Raw genomic sequence first — 17,190 nt, 5'->3', positions numbered from 1 at the left:
CTCAGGCTCCCTTCGGATGCGGATAGACGATATCGACGGTCGAGCGCAGATGTGCCTCGAGCCGCGCTTGGGCCGCGGCGGCATTGCGCGCGAGCACGAGGTCGGCGAGCGTCTCGTGCTCCCTGATGAAGCCGCTGCCATCCTCGAAGCTGCGCATCATCACGCGGCGGTAGCGATAGGCCTGGTCGTAGAGATCCGAATGAGCGGCGAGCAGGCGCCGTGATCCGCAGGCCCCCAGCAGCGCAGTGTGAAACGCCTTGTGCAAGCGATCGAACTCCGGCGCGCCTTCGCGGAACTCGCTCTGCATGCGCTGGATGTAGCGGCGCATCTGATGCAGCGCGGCGATGATGCCGGCCTCCCATTGGTCGTCGCCGCTCTGCATCGCCAGCCGCAGGGCCTCTTTTTCCACGACAGTGCGCATGCGCGTGATGTCAACGAGATCGTCGCGGCTGACCTCGGCCACGCGAAAGCCGCGCTGGCCGATGCCGACGATCAGGCCGCGCGACACCAGCCGGGACAGCCCTTCCCGGACCGGCGTCGGCCCGATCTCGTAGCGCTTGGCAAGCTCGACGATCCCAAGCCGCGAGCCGGGGGCGAGGACGCCGGCGACGATGTCGCGCTCGATCAGCGCGGCGGCGCGCTCGCTGAGCGTGTCGCTGCTCGGCGGCTCGGTCTGCGGGATCGGGTGTGGTGCCGTCATCAGTCGAGGATCAGCTTCTTGAGATCGAGCTTGCTCTGCAGCATCTTCTGCGCGGACATCACGTCGATCCACCAACCAAGCTGCTCGGGTTTCAGGACCGGCTCGGCGTAGTTGGGCGTCGTCAGCTTGACCAGCTCTAGCGGCTGCTTGGTGAACTTGGCGATCGCGGCCGAGGCCTTCTCCCGGTCGCTGTTGACGACCGGCGCCGCCTCGGCGATGGCCGCGCGGAATTTCCTGACGGTCTCCGGGTTCTTCTCCGCCCATTCGCGCGAGGCCGCATAGAAGATGATCGGCTCGGTGCGGGCGAGCTCGGCCGCGTAGTGCGCGCCCACCGTGCCGAGATTGGCATTGGTCATGCGCATCACGAAAGGCTCCGCCGTCAGCACCGCATCGACGCCTCCCGACTTGATGGTGTCGGCCATGGTCGGGAACGTCACTTCGACGAAGTTGACGCTCTTCGGATCGACGCCCTTCTCGACCAGCCATTTCACGAACAGCACCTGAAGGAACGCGCCGATGCCGGGTGCGCCGACCTTCTTGCCCTTGAAGTCCTGCGGGCCGTTGATGGTGACGCCGTTGCGCACGAAGGCGGCGACCGCATCGTTCGAGGTCTTGGTCATGATCGAGGCGCCGGAGATCGCGACGAGGTCGAGCCCACCGTCAGCGGCCTGGAGGAACACGGTCGAGGTCGGCCCGCCGATCTGGATCGAATTGGAGAGGATGGCCGCGGGGATGTTCGAGTTGATCCCGATCAGCACCATCTCCACGTCGAGCCCGTGCTTCTTGAAGAGACCCTCATCGACCGCGACCATCGCCGAGGCGCAGTCCGAGGTGGCGGTGCAGCCGATCTGGATCTTCTCGGCGCGTGTCGCAGATGTGAGCACAAGCGTGGCCAGCACCGATCCGAGCGCAGCACTGATGATCCGATGACGCATCCTTGACTCCTCCCGCGGGCGTCCCTCTCTCGGACGCCTCTTGTTTATCGATATTTTCTATGTTTGTATATTTTCAGATAGAACACAAGGGGAGGCCAGCGTGAAACTTGCGACATTTCGAGCGGAAGGCGGGGAGCGGATCGGCGTCGTTCATGGCGGCGATTCCAAGCTTTTCGACCTCACCACGGCCGCCGATCGCGCTGGCAAGAGCAATCCGGCGTTCGGCTCGATGCTGGCGTTGATCGATGCCGGCGAAGCTGCGCTCGACGCAGCACGCGCGCTGGTCGAGCGCTATGGCAGCGACGAAAGCCTCTCGCGCGACGTCGGCGGCACCGAGCTGCTGGCCCCGGTGCCGGAGCCGCGGCAGATGCGCGACGGCATGTCGTTTCCGCTGCACATCCTGCAGGCGCCGCGCGGCCAGCGAAAGCTCGCGGCGCGGCAGCGCGGCGACGCGGAGGAGCTCGCGCGCATCGATGCCGAGCCGCTCGGCGAATTGCCCGAGGTCTATCGCAAGGTCCCGATCTTCTACATCACCAACCGCTTCAGCGTGCGTGGCCCCAACACGACGGTGAAATGGCCGCGCTACAGCAAGGTGATGGACTATGAGCTGGAGTTCGGCATCATCACCAGGGGCAAGGGTAAGGATATTCCGGCGGCGAAGGCGCGCGACCACATTTTCGGCTTCACGATCTTCAACGACTTCTCCGCGCGCGACACGCAGCGCATCGAGATGGACGGCCGGCTCGGCCCCTCCAAAGGCAAGAGCTTTGACGGCGGCAACGTGATGGGGCCGTGGATCGTGACCCCGGACGAGATCGGCGATCCCTATCGCCTGAAGATGGAGGCGCGGGTCAACGGCGAGGTGCGCTCGCGCGGCGTCAGCGAGGGCATGCTGTTTTCGTTCGAGGAGCTGATCGCCTATATCAGCAAGGACGAGACTCTGATGCCGGGCGAGTTCATCGGCTCGGGCACCGTCGGCAATGGCTGTGGCCTGGAGCTCGGCTGGTATCTCGAACATGGCGACGTGATCGAGCTCGAGGTCGAGAAGATCGGCATCCTGAAGAACAAGGTCGAGCGGCAGGACGTCTGATCCTGCTGCCGACGACAACAACCAAGAACGATGACAAGAGAGGACCGCCCATGGCCCGCAGACTGATCGACATCTCCGTGCCCTTGCAGAACGACGTGCCGGCCGATCCGCCGGGAGCGCACCCGACCATCCAATACATTGATCACCAGCAAGGCCTGCCGCGGATGCTGCAGTTTTTCGACGGGCTGAAGGCCGAGGATCTGCCGGACGGGCAGGGCTGGGCGGTCGAGCAGGTCAATCTGTCGACCCACAACGGCACGCATCTCGATGCGCCCTGGCACTTTCATCCGACGATGAACCGCGGCGAGCGCGCCTGGACCATCGACGAGGTGCCGCTGGAGTGGTGTCTGCAGCCGGGCGTGAAGCTCGACTTCCGTCGTTTCCCGGACGGCTATGTGGTGACCGCGAGGGATGTCGAGGATGAGCTCAAGCGCATCGGCCACACGCTGTCGCCGCTCGAGATCGTCGTCGTCAATACCTCGGCCGGCGCGCGCTTCGGCCAGGCCAACTACGTCAACTCCGGCTGCGGCATGGGCTATGAGGCGACGATGTATCTGCTTGAGCGCGGCGTGCGCCTGACCGGTACCGACGGCTGGAGCTGGGACGCGCCGTTCGTGTTCACCGCGCAGAAATACGCCGAGACCCACGATGCCGCGCTGATCTGGGAAGGCCACAAGGCCGGCCGCCACATCGGCTATTGCCATCTGGAGAAGCTGCACAATCTGGAGCAACTGCCGTCGACGGGGTTCATGGTGTCGTGTTTCCCGGTCAAGATCGAGCGCGCCTCGGCCGGATGGACGCGGGCGGTGGCGATCATCGAGGGGTGAGGCGCCTAATCTCCGATTGAAGTCACGACATGGGTTCTGGCGCGTTTGATCTTCGCGTCATTCCGGGGCGGCGCGCGCCAGCGCGACGAGCCCGGAATCCATCGAGCCGCGCGACGTGCGCTGAAGGATGGATTCCGGGTTCGCGCTGCGCACGCCCCGGAATGACCGAGGAGGAGACTCGGCAAAGCCAGAGAGGGAGCTCGTCGCGCGTCGTGGTGACAGTTGCGAGCCGACCTTGACTGCAAAATCAGGCCGCTCTCTCTCATCTCGCTTTAGCAACTACACGCCAGCATGACCTCGTTCCGCCGCAGCATCGGCAGGGTCCAGGGCGGATTGTAGAACGCGAGCAGCGGCGATCCGGTGACGGTCAGCCCCTTGCGCTGCGCGTAGTCACGCAGTTGGCGAGTCTTGTCAGCGATGATGCCGTCGGAGGTGGAGCCCGAAAAGGTGATCGCGACCATGCGCTGCGCAGACTGGGCCGTCAGCTTGATCCGGGCATCGGCCGGCGGCGGGAGAGTGTCGAGCGACCAGTTCGAGGGCATCACGAAGCTGATGCTCCAGCGGTCGCTGGCGACGCCATCGGCGGGCGCGATGGTGGCGCTGGCCTGCTGCTGCACCGGCGCGGTCATGGCGATCTTCGTCTTCGCACGGTTGGCGCCGAAAATGTAGCCGGCGATGATGCGAAAGCCTTCCTCGATCGCCGGCTTGCGCGCGCCCTGCACCTCGGCCTTCGCGATGATCATCGGCGCATAGGCGCGGATTTCGAAGTTGCCATCGCGCGAAACGACGTCGTATCTGGGATGTTCGACCCGGCTCATGATCGGCCCCGCGGCGATGGCGGCGCCGGCCAGCGCGAGCACGACGATGCCGGTGAGCCAGATCAGCATGCGGCGTCTCCCCGGTGGTGTCGGCTCGGTCATGGCGGTTGCGCCGTCAGGATTGAATAACGAGGAAACGCGAGCGAAGGTCCGGCAGATCACGTGCCGGGTGCCCGCCTGCGGTCGTCCTTCGCGACGCCCGACTGTAGCGTAGCTCGGATGAGCGCAGCGATATCCGGGATCGCACGAGGCGTAGGGGCCCCCCGGATGTCGCTGCGCTCATCCGGCTACGCGCGTGCCGATGGCGGTGCGTGCCCGTCGGGCGACTCGGCCTCGGGCGCGACAAGAAGCGCCGCCCCGCAACCCCTCTCATGATCCAGATCGTGCCTGTGCCGAAAACGAAAATTCCGCAGCGCGCTCAGCGCGATCACCTCTGTCCAGATATCGGCGCAAAAATTTCCGACTTTCGTTTTATCGGAAGATATGCTTTCCTCCCTCCATCCCGCCTCATTCAGAGGGGCGTACGCGTCGTCACGATACGTTGAGGCGGGGAGCGATGGCCGCGGGTCTGTCAGGCGCTTTTGCGCAAGACGACTGTCAGCTCGCGGACGTTCAAGCCGTGTGGTCCTGGCGCCCCGATGCTGGCGCCAAGCCTGTTGCCGACCTGATGGGTTGCGCAGGTGACGGGAGCAAACAAGCCGGTCCCCGGGGAGAGCTCGGAGCAGACGTTCACCCATCGCGCAGGGAAGGCCGGGTCTGTCCGGCTGAACCTGTGGTTCCTGCCGCCTGCATTTTTTCCGCAGGCGGGCCACGGGCCTCAGTCGAGGTCCGGCCTTCCCTGCGCCCTCGCGTTTCCGGCGAGGGTCTCGAGCATCGCTTCGGGCGTGTGTTGCGTCGCGAGAGCGACGGCGCGTGCGCATAGTGGCGCTGGCATACTGGATATGCTTATCAGTTGAGCGGGGCGCCGATGCTGGCGCGCCACCACCAACAAATCAGCCGGCCGCAACGGCTGATCCAGGAGGAAACCCATGGCAGACACCTCACGCCGCGATCTTCTCGTCGCCGGCAGCGCCGCCGCAGCGGCTGCGATCATGACGGACACCCACCCTGCCGCGGCACAGGCCGGGCCGAAGCCGATCTTCGCCGTGCCGGCGACCACGATTCCGATCGCCGGCGAGCAGGGCGTCTTCCCCGTCCGCCGCATCTACTGCATCGGCCGCAACTACGCGGCGCATGCCATCGAGCGCGGCTCCGATCCGAACCGCGAGCCGCCGTTCTTCTTCCAGAAGCCGACTGACGCGATCCAGAACGTCGCGGTCGGCGAGGTCGCCGATCATCCCTATCCGTCGCTGACCAAGAACTATCATCACGAGGTCGAACTGGTCGCGGCGCTGAAATCCGGCGGCACCAACATTCCCGCCGAGTCCGCGCTCGATCATGTCTATGGCTACGCGCTCGGCCTCGACATGACCCGCCGTGACCTGCAGAACGGCATGGCCGCCGAGAAGAAGCCATGGGAGATCGGCAAGAGTTTTGATCATGCCGCTGTGCTCGGCCCGATCCATCCGGTGGCGAAGGTCGGCCACTTCACCAAGGGCGCGATCTCGCTCGCGGTCAACGGCACGGTCCGGCAGAACTCCGACCTGACCAAGATGATCTGGAACGTCGCCGAGCAGATCGCGAAACTGTCCGAGGCGTTCGAGCTGAAGGCCGGCGACATCATCTATTCCGGCACGCCGGAGAATGTCGGCCCGGTCGTCAAGGGCGACGTGCTCTTGTGCAAGCTCGAGGGCCTGCCGGACATGTCGATCAAGATCGTTTGAGTGGAGGGGCTGGATCACACGTCGTGTGCAGCATGTTAACGCTGCCGATTGGAACGGAAGTCGCCGCCGCAATGCCGGTACGCTCCTTCTCCCCGCACGCGGGGAGAGGCGAGCAGCGAGCGTCGCTACGCGCGCTATCCAACAAGCGCGGCAGCCGCAGCCATCCCTCCGGATGCTGCGACTGCCGCCGTGGCGCTCGCGGCGCCGCGCCTCTCATCGCCTGCCGGACGGGAACTATCGTTGTTCCCGCGCAAACAGGCGCTGCCACCCGTTCGCAAGTTTGTGGCCCGACAAAGAGCCGCCGGGCACCGCCGCCTATCGTTGCCCTGCATCAGCCGAGCGAACGAGGGCAGCCGTGGCCATCACCATCGAGATCGATCACGCCAAGACGAGGCGCATGGCGCAGGGCCAAGGCCAAAGCAAGGGCCAGGGTCAGGCCCGCGGCCCGGCACGGTCGTTGCGCAGTGCTGGCGGCCCGGTGGTTCCGCAGGGCGTCAAGGGGCCAATCCGGCGGCTGAAATGGCTGATTCTCGTTCTGACGCTCGCCGTCTACTACATCACGCCGTTCGTGCGCTGGAACCGCGGGCCGAATGCGCCGAGCCAAGCCGTGCTGCTCGATTTCGCCCACGGAAAGCTCTACCTTGGCCCCGCCGAGATCTGGCCGCAGGATCTCTATCTCATCACCGCGGCGATGCTGCTGGCGACGTTCATCCTCGTCCTGGTCAACGCGCTGGCCGGCCGCCTGTGGTGCGGCTTCGCCTGTCCGCAGACGGTGTGGACCGACCTGTTCCTCCTCGTCGAGCGCCTCGTCGAGGGCGACCGCCGGCAGCGGCTGAAGAACATCGGCGCGCCGCTGACGGCGCGGCGCATCGCACAGATCGCCACCAAGCACGCGCTGTGGATGGCGATCGCGCTCGGCACCGGCGGCACCCTGATCTTCTACTTCACCGACGCGCCGGAGTTGCTGCGCGATCTCATCCATGGCGAGATGTCGGCGACCGCGCTGACCTGGACCTTGGTGTTCGCCGGCACGACCTATGGCCTCGCCGGTTTCGCGCGCGAGCAGGTCTGCACCTTCATGTGCCCGTGGCCGCGTCTGCAGGGCGCGATCTGGGATCCGGAAGCCTTCACGGTGAACTATCGCGATTATCGCGGCGAGACCCGGATGTCGGCGAAAAAGGCCGCCGAGGCGCGATCGCAGGGGTTGCCGGCCGGCGATTGCGTCGATTGTGGCGCCTGCGTCGCGGTCTGCCCGATCGGCATCGACATCCGCCAGGGGCCGAGCTTCGCCTGCATCAATTGCGGCCTCTGCGTCGATGCCTGCGACGGCGTGATGGCCAAGCTCGACCGTCCGCGCGGCCTGATCGACTACGAGAGCTGGCGCAACATCGAGCGTGGCCGTGTCGGCGAGCCGCGTGTCTCACGGCTGGTGCGGCCGAAGACGATCGGGCTTGCGCTGGCCTGCGTCGCTGTCGCCGGCGTGATCGCTGTTTCGTTCGTCACGAAGACCACCGCCGTGCTGTCGGTGCAGCACGATCGCGATCCGATGTCGGTGCGGCTGTCGGATGGCTCGGTGCGCAACGGCTACACGGTGAAGCTGCTCAACAAGTCGTCCGCCGTGCAGAGCTTCAAGCTCGGCATCAGCGGCATCGATGCGGCGCTCGCCATTGTCGGTCATGCGGCGGCGGATGTGATCGAGGTCGAGCCGGACGGCTCGGAGGCGCTGCGGGTGACGCTGACCATGCCCGAGTCTGTGGATGCCGATGTGACCTTCCAGGCGGTCGATGCGAGCGGGCAGGTCGTGCTGACCGCGCACGACCGCTTCGTGAACCGGTAGCGGAGGGCCTACAGATAGGATTTCGGCAGCAGCATGTGGAATGCCCTTGTTGCCGTCGACCAGCTGGGTGACGGCGCAGATTGCCGGCCAGCGAGCACAGCATGTAGGCCTGGTTGCGCGACAGGTTGGTGCGGGCGCAGACGTGCTCGACCATCTCGCGCACCGCCTGCTTGGCGGCGTCATCGAGATCCTCGTCGAGGCCGATCGACATCAGGTGGGTGGCGTTCTCGGCGAACGGCCAGGTGATGTCCATGTCCTTGCGCACGGTGAGGCGGAAGGTGCCGGTGACGCCGGTCTCCAGCGCGGTGATGCAGACCTCGCCGTCCGCCGTCATCGGCCGCTATGCCTCGGTGCGCTACGGGCGCTGACTGATCCTGCTTCTTCCGCTGGGATCACCGGCCGGATCGCTCCGGCCGATGATCTGCTGATTGCTGCAAGCTCAGGTCGCGAGCTGATTGCCGATCGGCAGCGCCCGCAGGCGCTTGCCGGTGGCGGCAAAGATCGCGTTGGCGAGCGCCGGCGCGAATGGCGGCACGCCCGGCTCGCCGACGCCGCTTGGCGGAGTGTCGGCATCAACGGGCACGATGTGCACGTTGGTCACCAGCGGTGCCTCGTCGATTCGGACCACCGGATGGTCGTCGAAGTTGCGCTGCTGCACCCGGCCGTTCTTGAAGCTGATCTCGCCATATTTGGCGAGACTCAGCCCCATGATCGCGGCGCCTTCGAGCTGCGAGGCGATGCGTTCGGGGTTGACGAAGGTGCCGCAGTCGATCGCGGTGTCGACCTGATGCACCACAAGCTTGCCCTTGTCGTCGACCGACACCTCCACGATGGTGGCGATGTAGCTGACGAAGCTGCGATGCGCGGCGATGCCGAGGCCGTGGCCCTTGGGCACCGAGCGGCCCCAATTGCCCTTCTCGGCCACGAACTCGACGACGCGGCGCAACCGGCCGGTGTCGATCGGGTAGCTCTCGTAGGGCTCGCCGTAGTTCCAGAGATCCTTCACCGAGGCGAGCTTCAGGACGCGCGGAGTGCCGATCAGCTCGAGCAGCGTGTCCTTCTGGTCGCGGCCGGTGGCATGGGCGATCTCGCCGACCATCGACTGCACGGCGAAGGCGCGCGGGACGTTGGAGACCGAGCGGAACCAGCCGATGCGGGTCATCGCCTTGGCGGCGGGATTCTCACATTGGATGTTGGCGATCTCGAACGGCATGTCGACGAGGCCCATGCCGAGCTCGAACGGCGCGGCATGATCGGCGCCCGCCGCGAAGGTCGACAGGATGGTCGGCGCGACGCTGCGGTGGCGCCAGGCCACCACCTTGCCGCTCTTGTCGAGCCCGGCTTCGATGCGCTCCACCGACACGGTGTGCAGGAAATCGTGATGGAGGTCGTCATCGCGCGTCCACTGCACCTTGACCGGCGCACCCAGCGTCTTCGACAGCAGGGCAGCCTCGAGCGCGAAGTCGCATTTGGACTTCCGCCCGAACCCGCCGCCGAGCAGGGTGACGTTGACGGTCACGTTCTCCGGCGGGATCTGCAGCGTCTTGGCAACATCCTCGTGCGTGCCGCCGGGGCTCTGCACAGGCGCCCAGATCTCGGCCTTGTCGCCCTTGACGTCGGCGACCGCGACCGGCGGCTCCATGCTGGCATGGGCGAAATGCGGCAGGTAGTACTCGCCGGTGATCACCTTGTCGGCCGACTTCAGCGCGGCCTCGACGTCGCCCTCCTGGCGCACGACGAGACCCGGCTGGCGTGCGGCGGCTTCGAGCTCGGCGCGATAGGCGACGGAGTCGTAAGCAGCATTGGCGCCGTCGTCCCATTCGACCTTGAGCACGTCGCGACCCTTGATTGCAGCGCCGGTGTTGCGCGCGATCACGGCGACGCCGCCAAGCGGCTGGAACTTCGACGGCCAGGGCCAGCCCTTGACCTCGATCACCTGCTCGACGCCGGGCACCTTCAGCGCCTCGGCCGGATCGAACGACTTGACCTTGCCGCCGGTGACCGGCGGCCGGGCGATAACCGCGTATTTCATGCCGGGCAGGCGGACGTCGGCTCCATAGCGCGCCTTGCCGACGGTGATGTCGTGCAGATCGACGATACTGACCTGGCCCTTGCCGAGATAACGGAAGTCCTTCGGCGACTTCAGCTGCACGGTGTCGACCGCAGGGACCGGCAGATTGGCTGCATCGGCCGCGAGCTCGCCGAAGCCGAGGCGGCGGCCGCTGGCGCTGTGCACGACCTCATGATTGACGGCCTTCACTTCGCTCGGCGGCACGCCGAGGCGCTTGGCCGCCGCGGCTTCGAGCATCGCCCGCGCCATGGCGCCGATCTGTCGCATCGGCAGCAGATAGTGCCGCGTGCTGCGCGAACCGTCGGTATCCTGGTTGCCGAACTTCACCTCGTCGCCGGGGGCCTGCACGACGCGCACGCGCGACCAGTCGGCTTCCATCTCCTCCGCCACGATCAGCGGCAGGCTGGTACGCACGCCCGTGCCCATCTCGGAGCGGTGGGCGAGGATCGACACGATGCCGTCGGGGGCGATCGAAACGAAAACCTTGGGATCGACCACGGTGCCGTGCGGCATCTTGCCGGCGCCGGTTTCATAGGCGGCAAACGCCGGGCGCGACAGCAAGGGAGCCGCGAGCACGAACCCGCCGGCGAGGCCCAGCGTCTGCAGGATGGTACGGCGCGAGACGTTCTCGACCTTGAGATGCCGCTCGAAGCCGCGGCGAGACGCGGACTTTGCGATGTCGGGATTTGCGATGATGTTCATGATCACACCCCCGTCGAGGCCAGATGGACCGCATTCTCGATGCGCTGATAGCAGCCGCAGCGGCAGATGTTGCCGGCCATCGCATCCCTGATCTGGTCATGCGACGGCTTGGGATTCTCGTTCAAGAGTGCGGCCGCCTGCATGATCTGCCCGGCCTGGCAGAAGCCGCATTGCGGCACGTTGACCTGCCGCCACGCCTTCTGCACCGGATGATCTCCGGTCGGATGCAGACCTTCGATGGTGGTGACCTCCCGTCCCGCGACATCCGACACTGCGGTGATGCAGGCGCGCGCCGCTTCCTTGTCGACTATCACGGTGCAGGCGCCGCACAGCGCTGCGCCGCACCCATATTTCGTTCCGGTCAAACCCAGCTCGTCGCGCAGATACCACAGCAGCGGCAGGCTCGGATCGCCATCCCAGCTCTGCTCCTGTCCGTTGATTTTCACCTTGATCATGTTCGCCCTCGCTCTGTCGGACCAATGGTCGCTGTTCTGATCGTTGGTGGACGCGCGCGGGACCACATGTCCTTACGTGCACGCGCCGGATCAATCGAGAGTTGTCGGAAAACGACTGATGATAGCAGACCGGGACAGGCATCGGTCTACACAGGCGCGTGTGTTGTCAGAGCAGACGAGCGCTGCGCGTGCAGCCCGCTGCAATGCAAATGCGGAACAATGGGCGATGCGCCGACAACAATGGCGACCGCCAGACCAAAACGACGACAAAAAAAGAATGCCTCGCCAGCGTGGGGCAGGCGAGGCACCAAGTCTTCAGGAAGGAACGCTTCAGTTGGTACGCTTGGTACGTGGCGGCCGTCAGGCCGCCTTTGCTTTCGCCACGTGGGTGGCAATCGCATCCATCAGGGCCGGCGACAGGCAGTCATAGGGCTCGAGCCCCAGCTCCTTCAATCGCGCCCGAATCTCGCTCATCTGTTCCGGCTTCACGCCCGACTCGATCACCGACGAGACGAAGGCCGCAAAGCCCGGCGCGGCCGAACCCTGCTCCTGGAACAGCTCGGGGTGAATGAAGTCGAGGCCGTAGAACGGGTGGCCCGTGTTCTCGATGCGGCCATACATATGCGTGCCGCAGCCGGTGCAGGCGTAACGCTGGATGACGGCGGAGGGATCGACGATCTTGAGCTTGTCGCCGTTCTCCAGCACCGTGACGTTCTGCCGCGGCACCACTGCAACGACCGAGAAGGTCGCGCCGGAGGGCTTCCAGCATTTGGTGCAGCCGCACGCGTGGTTATGCGCGACATCGCCCTTGATGCCGACCTTGACCGGCCGGTCGTGGCATTTGCAGACCAGCGTGCCGCCGGCGAAATGGCCGCTTCCTTGTTTGACGCCGTTATCGACGGACGGATGGATGTGGACAGTCATGGCGCAATCCTCCTCAGTTTTGCGTGCTTGGGGTCAGAACACGACGACGGAACGGATCGATTTGCCCTCATGCATCAGGTCGAAGCCCTTGTTGATGTCTTCGAGCTTGAGCGTGTGGGTGATCATCGGGTCGATTTCGATCTTCCCGTTCATGTACCAGTCGACGATCTTGGGAACGTCGGTGCGCCCGCGCGCGCCGCCGAACGCCGTGCCCTTCCAGACGCGTCCGGTGACGAGCTGGAACGGGCGGGTCGCGATCTCCTTGCCGGCTTCGGCGACACCGATGATGATCGATTCGCCCCAGCCGCGATGGCAGGCTTCCAGCGCCTGGCGCATCACCGTGGTATTGCCGGTGCAGTCGAAGGTGTAGTCGGCACCGCCATCCGTCAGCGCAACCAGATGCTGGACGATGTCGCCGGTCACCTTCTTCGGGTTGACGAAGTGGGTCATGCCGAAGCGGCGCCCCCATTCTTCCTTGCTGTCATTGACGTCGACGCCGACGATCTTGTCGGCGCCCGCCATCCGCGCGCCCTGGAGCACGTTGAGGCCGATGCCGCCGAGGCCGAAGACGATGACGTTCGAGCCGGGCGTGACCTTGGCCGTATTGACGACTGCGCCGACGCCGGTGGTGACGCCGCAGCCGATATAGCAGCTCTTGTCGAAGGGCGCGTCCTCGCGAATCTTCGCGACCGCGATCTCCGGCAGCACGGTGAAGTTGGAGAAGGTCGAGCAGCCCATGTAGTGGTAGATGGCCTGGCCCTTGTAGCTGAAGCGCGACGTGCCGTCGGGCATCAGGCCCTTGCCCTGCGTGGCGCGGATCGCGGTGCAGAGATTGGTCTTGCGGCTGAGGCAGCTCTTGCACTGGCGGCATTCCGGTGTGTAGAGCGGAATGACGTGATCGCCGGGCTTGACCGAGGTCACGCCAGGGCCGACCTCGCGCACGATGCCGGCGCCCTCATGGCCGAGGATCGAGGGGAAGATGCCCTCGCTGTCGAAACCGTCGAGCGTGTAGGCATCGGTGTGGCAGATGCCGGTGGCCTTGATCTCGACCAGTACCTCGCCGGCCTTCGGCCCTTCGAGGTCGACCTCGACGATCTCCAGCGGCTTCTTGGCTTCGAAAGCGACCGCGGCGCGCGTCTTCATGTCTCAAACTCCTCTTTCATTCTCTTGAGCCCGCGACGCTGCCCAGGGAAACTGTTCAGGCGCGGTCCCCGTCGTCAGTCATTTCTTGCCCATGCAGGAGTTCTCCGCTTCCGTATAGGCTGGCGGTTTGTCCTCGTGCTTGGCCGGGCGAACGCGTCCCACCGCGTCATTGCCGCGGGCGCGCAGGTAGATGTAGAGGTCGTCCATGTAGCAGGCCACGTTCGGATTGTCGCCGAAAGCCGGCATGACGTTCTCCTGGGACGTGCTGACATTCTTGCGGCCGCTGGCGATGACACCGATGAAATCGCCGTAGCTCATGGTCTTGACCGAGTCCTTCAGCGCAGGCGCATAAGTCGATCCCATGCCGTCGGGCCCGTGGCAGACGTGGCATTCGGAATGATAGCGGCGGTATCCGGAGTAGGTGTACCAGTCGACCGATCCGTCGGCGCCCACCTTGTAGGTCGGATTGCCATCCTTATCGAAGTACTTCCCGTCTTCGGACTTGACGGCCGCAGGATCTCCCGGACTTTCCGCCCAGGCATTTTCGGCGACATTCATCCCGCCGGTTGCCAGGATCAGAGCCGTGGCGACCGCAAAACAGATTCTACGCAAGGGCGTCTTCCCTTAATTTTCTGGGGCAGGCGAACCGGCGCATGGACGAAATCCATGCGCCGGAAGCAGGTGCCTAGCTCACTGCTGCGGGAGCGAGAACACGGTGAGCGCGCCGCCCAGGGCGGTGTAGTTGCTCAGCGCTGCGTAGCCGCCGACCGCACCGAGACCGGCAGTCGGATCCGTCAGGCCCGCCGCGAGACCGATGCCGGCCCAGCCACCGACACCCGAGAGCACGGCGACATACTGCTTGCCGCCTGCCTCGTAGGTCGTGACGTTGCCGATGATGCCGGACGGAGTCTTGAACTTGTAGAGCTCCTTGCCCGTCTTGGCATCGACCGCCTTGAGGTAGCCTTCGAGCGTTCCGTAGAACACCACGCCGCCGGCCGTTGCGAGCGCACCCGACCACACCGAGAACGGCTCCTTGTTCGACCAGGCGATCTTGCCGGTCTTGCCGTCCCAAGCGATGAAGTTGCCCATATGGGTCTCACCCGCCGGCGGATACATCGACAGCGTCGCGCCGACATAGGGCTGACCTGCGGTGTAGCTCACCTTGAAGGGCTCGTAGTCCATGCAGACATGGTTGGTCGGAACGTAGAACAGCTGCGTGTCCGGCGAGTAGGCGGCCGGTTGTTCGTCCTTGGTGCCGAGCGCCGCCGGGCAGATGCCCTTGGTATTGACGTCTTCACCCTGCTTGTCGGTCGAGTATTGATCGACGACCTTCGGACGGCCGTAGGTCGGCGAGTTCTTGTCCATGTCGACGCCGGTGGTCCAGTTCACCTTCGGGTCGAACTTTTCGGCGACGAGGAGCTCGCCGCTGGCACGGTCGAGCGTATAGCCGAGGCCGTTACGATCGAAGTGCGTGAGCAGCTTGCGCGGCTGACCGTTGATCGACTGGTCCGACAGGATCATCTCATTGACGCCGTCATAGTCCCACTCGTCGTGGGGCGTCATCTGATAGACCCATTTCGCGACGCCGGTATCGGCGTGGCGGGCGAAGATCGTCATCGACCACTTGTTGTCGCCGGGACGCTGCTTCGGGTTCCAGGTCGAGGGATTGCCCGACCCGTAATAGACCATGTCGAGCTGCGGATCGTAGGAGATCCAGCCCCAGGTGCAGCCGCCACCGGTCTTCCACTGATCGCCTTGCCAGGTCTTCAAGCTCGAGTCCTTGCCGACCGGCTTGCCGAGCGCGGTGGTGTTGGCATCGAACAGGATCTGGTCATCCGGACCTTCGGAGTAGGCCTTCCAGACCTGCTTGCCGCTCTTGATGTCGTAAGCGGTCATGCTGCACTGGACGCCGAACTCGCCGCCGGACGTGCCGACCAGGACCTTGTCCTTCACCACCAGCGGCGCCGAGGTGCCGGTCTGGCCCTTGGTCGGATCGCCGTTGACGGCGGTCCAGACATGCTGGCCGGTCTTGGCGTCGATCGCCACCAGCTTGTCGTCGGCCTGATGCAGGAAGATCTTGCCGTCACCATAGGCGACGCCGCGGTTGACCGTGTCGCAGCACATCACCGGAATGACGTTTGGGTCCTGCTTGGGCTCGTACTTCCAGACGATCTTGTTGTCCTGCGCGAGATCGAGCGCATACACCTTGTTCGGGAACGGCGTATGCACATACATCAGGTTGCCGATGATGAGCGGTCCGCCTTCATGGCCGCGCAGCACGCCGGTGGAGAAGGTCCACGCGACCTGCAGCTTGCCGACGTTCTGGGCGGTGATCTGGTTGAGCTTGGAGTAACGCGTATTGGCGTAGTCTCCCGCCGGCATCACCCAGTCCTTCGGGTTGGCCGACATCTTGACCAGCTCTTCACTGGCCCATGCGCCACCCGCGGCAAGCGCCGCGACTGACGTCAGACATGTTGCGAGTAGCACTCTTCGCATCGTCTTTCCTCCCGGGTTCAACTGAGGTTCCGCATCACGCGGCCCAGTATTCGTTTTCGGCATCATTGATTATCCACTTCCCAACCGGGAAACTTGCCCAAAAGAGAAAAGAGCTTGCTCAAGAGTGAAGCGAATAGAAGTTTTTGAAGGAGATTTTGCTTTGCTGGTCCGCAACATGAGGGCCACTCTTGCTGCGCAGCATCAATTTGCAGCATCGCGGTTCCACCGAGGGTTGACGTTTCCCTTGACCTTACAGAGATGAAGGCGGAGGATCAAACAGGGCGCGTTATGGAACGAGTGCGCCGCGAAAGAGCCGCAGCCTTAAAATGGGAGCAATCTTGCTGCAGTCTCGTTCGCCGTCCTGCGGCGGACCCGTTGCGTTTCGATCATGAATCGGTGGATGAAACATGTCCGATACGATCCGCTCGCTTAATACTTCGGGCTTCTCGCCGAAGAGCCAGATCCAGCGTTGGTCAGATGCACTGACCGACCTGTGCGGACGTTTCGATGTCGATCCGCTGGAGGGGGCCTCATTCGAGGGGCGCATCAATTTCACGACGGTGTCGCGCCTGAAGCTCTGCCAGATCGAGGCCAGCCAGCACCGCATTGCGCATTCCTATGCGCGTGCGCAAAAGGCGGCACATCCCTACATCAAGATCTTGTTCCAGACCTATGGAACGTCCTATTTCGAGCAGGATGGCCGCCAGATCGAGATCGGCCCCGGCGATTGCCTCGCCTACGATGTGTCGTCGCCGCACACGATCATCAGCCCCGCGTTGACGCGCCATGACGTTGTCATCGTGCCCAAGGAGCTGTTGCAGGAGCGCGGTTTCCGGTCGGAGAAGATGCCGGCATACAAGCTGTCGGCGCGGAGCGGGACCGGTCGGATTGCGCATGACGTCACCCATGCCGCGTTCGACGAGGCGACCCGGCTGTCGCCCAACTCGGCGGCCAGCGTCGCCGAGTCGCTGATCGATCTGCTGCTGCTGCCGCTGCGCGAAGCCGATCGAATGCTGGACCGTGCGGGACCCGAGGCGGTCTATATCCGCGCTCAAGCCTTCATCCGCGAGCATCTGCGCGATCCCGATCTGTGCATCGATCAGATTTCGGCGGCCCTGGGTTGCACCAAGCGCTACCTTCACATGGTCTTCAGCGATCGTGGGATGACGGTCAGCGACTACATCTGGCGGGCCCGGCTTCAGCATTGCCGGCAGGAGCTGGAGACGCAGAGCGGCAAGACCATCACCGATGTCGCGTTCTCATGGGGTTTTTCGAGCTCGTCGCACTTCAGCCGCGTCTTCCGCAAATATTTCGGCGTCGTGCCATCGTCGGTTCACAAGACTGCGGCGCGCTGAGCGGTCGTGGAGCG

The 17,190-nt window shown here is 64.7% G+C and carries 14 protein-coding genes and 1 pseudogene; 5 read left to right on the top strand and 10 right to left on the bottom strand.

Annotated features, from left to right (window positions below; genetic code table 11):
- Position 1: 1 nt before the first annotated feature.
- On the bottom strand, positions 2-700 hold the full coding sequence (locus QX126_RS00235; RefSeq protein ID WP_315778596.1) for a GntR family transcriptional regulator: 699 nt from the start codon (positions 698-700) through the stop codon (positions 2-4).
- Positions 700-1,635 carry an ABC transporter substrate-binding protein gene (locus QX126_RS00230; RefSeq protein ID WP_315778594.1) on the bottom strand — a complete coding sequence of 312 codons (936 nt, stop codon included), beginning with the start codon at positions 1,633-1,635 and terminating at the stop codon, positions 700-702. The genes QX126_RS00235 and QX126_RS00230 overlap by 1 nt, the downstream gene beginning before the upstream one ends.
- Before the next feature lie 100 nt (positions 1,636-1,735).
- On the opposite strand from QX126_RS00230, the gene QX126_RS00225 reads away from it, so the two are divergent.
- A complete protein-coding gene (locus QX126_RS00225; protein WP_315778592.1) occupies positions 1,736-2,725 on the top strand; it encodes a fumarylacetoacetate hydrolase family protein in 990 nt (329 codons plus the stop codon).
- 50 nt (positions 2,726-2,775) lie between these two features.
- Complete coding sequence (locus QX126_RS00220; RefSeq protein WP_315778590.1) at positions 2,776-3,552, top strand: cyclase family protein; 777 nt, start codon at positions 2,776-2,778, stop codon at positions 3,550-3,552.
- A gap of 272 nt (positions 3,553-3,824) precedes the next feature.
- Here QX126_RS00220 and QX126_RS00215 read toward each other — a convergent pair whose 3' ends face one another.
- Complete coding sequence (locus QX126_RS00215; RefSeq protein ID WP_315778588.1) at positions 3,825-4,439, bottom strand: heme-binding protein; 615 nt, start codon at positions 4,437-4,439, stop codon at positions 3,825-3,827.
- Positions 4,440-5,398: 959 nt separating this feature from the next.
- Between QX126_RS00215 and QX126_RS00210 the strand changes: the two genes are divergently transcribed.
- Together QX126_RS00210 and ccoG are read left to right on the top strand one after the other, a co-directional pair.
- The gene (locus QX126_RS00210; RefSeq protein ID WP_315778586.1) at positions 5,399-6,193 is read left to right on the top strand and encodes a fumarylacetoacetate hydrolase family protein; all 795 of its coding nucleotides are present in this window, start codon (positions 5,399-5,401) and stop codon (positions 6,191-6,193) included.
- A 355-nt stretch (positions 6,194-6,548) separates the two neighbouring features.
- The gene (gene ccoG, locus QX126_RS00205; protein WP_315778584.1) at positions 6,549-8,030 is read left to right on the top strand and encodes a cytochrome c oxidase accessory protein CcoG; all 1,482 of its coding nucleotides are present in this window, start codon (positions 6,549-6,551) and stop codon (positions 8,028-8,030) included.
- A gap of 8 nt (positions 8,031-8,038) precedes the next feature.
- Here the strand turns inward: ccoG and QX126_RS00200 are convergent.
- The 7 genes and pseudogenes from QX126_RS00200 to xoxF5 all read right to left on the bottom strand — a co-directional run.
- Positions 8,039-8,355, bottom strand: a pseudogene (locus QX126_RS00200) (amidase); the annotation flags it as partial.
- Between the two features lie 114 nt (positions 8,356-8,469).
- Positions 8,470-10,803, bottom strand: coding sequence for a xanthine dehydrogenase family protein molybdopterin-binding subunit (locus QX126_RS00195; RefSeq protein ID WP_315778582.1), 2,334 nt, complete (start codon positions 10,801-10,803; stop codon positions 8,470-8,472).
- Between the two features lie 2 nt (positions 10,804-10,805).
- Complete coding sequence (locus QX126_RS00190; protein WP_315741262.1) at positions 10,806-11,258, bottom strand: (2Fe-2S)-binding protein; 453 nt, start codon at positions 11,256-11,258, stop codon at positions 10,806-10,808.
- 360 nt (positions 11,259-11,618) lie between these two features.
- A complete protein-coding gene (gfa, locus tag QX126_RS00185; RefSeq protein WP_315778581.1) occupies positions 11,619-12,182 on the bottom strand; it encodes an S-(hydroxymethyl)glutathione synthase in 564 nt (187 codons plus the stop codon).
- 33 nt (positions 12,183-12,215) lie between these two features.
- The gene (locus QX126_RS00180; protein ID WP_315756267.1) at positions 12,216-13,325 is read right to left on the bottom strand and encodes an S-(hydroxymethyl)glutathione dehydrogenase/class III alcohol dehydrogenase; all 1,110 of its coding nucleotides are present in this window, start codon (positions 13,323-13,325) and stop codon (positions 12,216-12,218) included.
- Between the two features lie 78 nt (positions 13,326-13,403).
- Entirely contained in the window at positions 13,404-13,883 is a 480-nt protein-coding gene (locus QX126_RS00175; RefSeq protein ID WP_315741285.1) for a c-type cytochrome, methanol metabolism-related, read from the bottom strand.
- A gap of 132 nt (positions 13,884-14,015) precedes the next feature.
- The gene (gene xoxF5 / locus QX126_RS00170) at positions 14,016-15,821 is read right to left on the bottom strand and encodes a lanthanide-dependent methanol dehydrogenase XoxF5 (protein ID WP_315741264.1); all 1,806 of its coding nucleotides are present in this window, start codon (positions 15,819-15,821) and stop codon (positions 14,016-14,018) included.
- A gap of 407 nt (positions 15,822-16,228) precedes the next feature.
- On the opposite strand from xoxF5, the gene QX126_RS00165 reads away from it, so the two are divergent.
- Complete coding sequence (locus QX126_RS00165; protein WP_315741265.1) at positions 16,229-17,176, top strand: helix-turn-helix domain-containing protein; 948 nt, start codon at positions 16,229-16,231, stop codon at positions 17,174-17,176.
- Positions 17,177-17,190 lie beyond the last annotated feature (14 nt).

It is taken from the genome of Bradyrhizobium sp. SZCCHNPS1003 (assembly GCF_032381555.1).
Classification (GTDB): Bacteria; Pseudomonadota; Alphaproteobacteria; order Rhizobiales; family Xanthobacteraceae; genus Bradyrhizobium.
Note: the sequence above shows the minus strand (reverse complement) of the source record. Positions and strands in the feature narration are given on the sequence as shown.